Origin of the sequence: Dietzia sp. CW19, from assembly GCF_014145265.1 — a bacterium.
Taxonomy (GTDB): domain Bacteria; phylum Actinomycetota; class Actinomycetes; order Mycobacteriales; family Mycobacteriaceae; genus Dietzia; species Dietzia natronolimnaea.
Window position 1 is genome coordinate 1 of sequence record NZ_JAALEE010000103.1, and the last position, 2,824, is coordinate 2,824.

Annotated in this window: 3 protein-coding genes; 2 read left to right on the plus strand and 1 reads right to left on the minus strand. The window is 71.4% G+C overall.

Features of this window, described 5'->3' with window-relative positions; genetic code table 11:
• Together G6021_RS03745 and G6021_RS03750 are read left to right on the plus strand one after the other, a co-directional pair.
• On the plus strand, positions 1 to 702 hold a 702-nt coding region (locus G6021_RS03745), incomplete at its 5' end, for a hypothetical protein (protein ID WP_241736413.1).
• 59 nt (positions 703 to 761) lie between these two features.
• The gene (locus G6021_RS03750) at positions 762 to 1,436 is read left to right on the plus strand and encodes a DNA-3-methyladenine glycosylase I (protein WP_241730802.1); all 675 of its coding nucleotides are present in this window, start codon (positions 762 to 764) and stop codon (positions 1,434 to 1,436) included.
• 52 nt (positions 1,437 to 1,488) lie between these two features.
• On the opposite strand, the gene G6021_RS03755 is transcribed toward G6021_RS03750, so the two are convergent.
• Positions 1,489 to 2,824, minus strand: a 1,336-nt coding sequence (locus tag G6021_RS03755) for a glycoside hydrolase family 3 N-terminal domain-containing protein (protein WP_347238909.1), incomplete at its 5' end; no start/stop codon positions are given.

The window sequence follows — 2,824 nt, forward strand, 5'->3', positions numbered from 1 at the left end:
TCGGCGGTGCAGTACTACCTCAGCCTGCTGGGATTCGCGGCGATCGATTCGGTCAACCTTCTGGCTTTCGCTGTGATCGCGGGGCTGTGGCTGACCTCGGCCGGGCGTGGCGTGCCCTTCGCGCCCCGGGCCGCGCGGTTCACCGGCGGTGCGTTCTGCGGCATCGTGCTCCTCTCGCTGGTGTCGGTGTGGGTGATCGGCAACAACCAGGAGTTCGTCCGCAGTCTGTTCCACAACCTCTGGGCGATGGTGGCCCTGGGTCTCATCGGTCTGGTGATCACCGTCATGGGGTTGCGCAAGCCCGCGGAGGCCAAGGAGGAGAGCGTCGAGGCGCCGCTCACCCAGAACGTTCTGCAGAAGTTCGGGATCATGGTCACCGGCGTCGTGCTGGGCATCATCCAGTCGGCCACGTCGGCGCCGTTCGCGGCCGGGATGGTCCTCATCTCGTTCGCCGAGTCCCCGTGGTGGTCCAAGCTGCTGCAGATCCTGTTCTTCGCGATCATCGCGATCCTGCCGAGCACGGCGTTGATCATCGCGCTGGCACGAGTTCGTTCGGGCGGGATCGGTGCGGCCACCCGCCGCATCGACCGGTTCCTGTCCTACGGCCGCGTGGCCGGGCGCGCGCTCACCCTGGTGGTGGGCCTGGCGCTGCTCGCTCTGGCGGCGGTGCGGATCACCCAGCTCACCGGGGTGCTGTCGTAGCCGGATCCTATGGTGACGGTGATCACCACACGGGTGCTCGGATGAACTCGGGAGACCACATGCAGACCCAGGATTCCACCGCCGCTACGACCGGCACCGCCGCAGTGACCACCGGTGCCGGGACCACCGGCGCCGGGACCGTGCTGTGCGAGGACGGGCTGAGGCGCCCGCCCTGGGCGGCACGGGACCCGCTGCTGCGGGAGTACTACGACACCGAATGGGGGATGCCGGTCCGCGACGAGGCGGGGCTCTTCGAGCGGCTCGTCCTGGAGGGCTTCCAGTCCGGCCTGAGCTGGGTGACGATCCTGCGCAAGCGTCCGGCGTTCCGGGAGGCGTTCGCCGGGTTTTCGCCCGATGCGGTCGCGGGCTTCGGGGACGCCGACGTCGCCCGGCTCATGGCCGACGAGCGGATCGTGCGCAATCGACGCAAGATCGACGCGGCGGTCACCAATGCCCGGGCCGTGATCGCGCTGAGGACCGAGGGCGGTCTCGGGGAACTGATCTGGTCGTACCGGCCGGAACAGACACCGCAGCCCCGGACCATGGATGAGGTGCCCAGCCGATCCCCGGAGTCGGAGGCGCTGGCCAAGGATCTCAAGCGGCGGGGATTCAGCTTCGTGGGGCCGGTGACGGTGTTCGCGTTGATGGAGGCCATCGGGGTGGTCGACACGCACCTGACGGATTCGCACCGGCGTGGCAGCTCCGGAGTCTGGACGCGCGAGACGGTGACCTGACGTTCCGGGCGCGGGGTCACCCCGGCGGACTGAGCGGGCCCTGCGGTTCCGGCTATCCGGGCAGAACGGGTAGGCCGGGCGGAGCACCACGGTGCGGGAGGTCGGGGACGGGGGCGGCGAGCGACCCCGCCTGCGCCACCTGCCCGGTGGCCGGCCAGCTCAGGCAACCGGGGATCCCGCGGAGGGCGGCCATCCGGGCCAGGGAGCGGTGGAGGTCGTTCCTGGTCAGTGCGCCCTCGGCAATGGCGCGTTCAACGGAGTCGAGAGCCTCGGGGATCCCGGCGGTGGTGATCCACAGCGGGGAGTCGGCCCCGGCGATGAGCGACTCGGTCACGGCTCGGGGAAGTGGGAAGTCGTTCGTGACGGCGCGCATCCCTGACAGGTCGTCCGTGAAGATCGCGCCGTCGAAGGGCGGGGCCCCGTATCCGTGGCCCTCGCGCAACAGCCGGTAGGCGGCCGGGGAGAGCGAGGCGGGCCGGTCGATCCCCGTGAGGCCGGGTACCTGCTGGTGCCCGAGCATCATCCCGGCGCCGGGGGTCCTGGCGAGTTCGGAGAACGGCCGGAGGTCGTGGGGGAGGAGCTGGTCCAGCGGTGGGACGGTCACCGATTCGTAGTGGCTGTCCCCCGACGAACGGCCGTGGCCGGGGAAGTGCTTGAACACCGGCGTCACCCCGGCGTCCGCGAGGCCGGCGGCGAAGGCGCGCGCGTAGCTGACCACGCGGGCCGGGTCCGGAGAGAAGGACCGGTCGCCGATCACGGCCCCGTCCGGCTGGTCGGATACATCGACGGAGGGGGCGAAGTCGACGGTGACGCCCATCCCGCGGAGAAACTCTCCGCGGTCCCGAGCAGCCGCGCGGACCTCCTCCGGGCTCATCGTGGCGGCCATGACCCGGGCGGACGGCATCGGCCCGGCGTAGGGGGCGATGCGGGACACCCGCCCGCCCTCCTCGTCGATCGCCACCAACAGCGGGAGCTCCGTGTCCTGCTGCAGTCGGGCAAGGTCGTCGCCGGAGACCACCTCCCCGACGACGTCACCGCCGAGGAAGATTCCGCCGACGCCGTACTGCTCCACCGCGTGGCGGGCGTCGGCCATCGAGCTCACGCCCACGGTGAACAGCTGCGCGATCCGCTGGCGTGGGGTCAGCGAGTCCAGCGGCGACTCACACCGGGGCGCGGGCGGCGGGGTCAGCTCGGCACGGGCGGGGGGTGCGGCGGAGGAGTCGGCGGCGGCGGGGGCGGCGACGGGTTCCGCAGACTCGTCGGCGCCGCACCCGGCCAGCACCAGCCCCACGACCGATGCGGCGACCGTCAGACGGAGCCGGCGGGAGAAGGACACGACCTCCAATGTATCCGGTACGCACCGGGCGGCAGCGCGCCGAATACCCAGG

Coding starts and splice junctions, on each gene's coding strand:
- G6021_RS03750 (WP_241730802.1), top strand. CDS start 762: ATGCAGACCCAGGATTCCACCGCCGCTACGACCGGCACCGCCGCAGTG.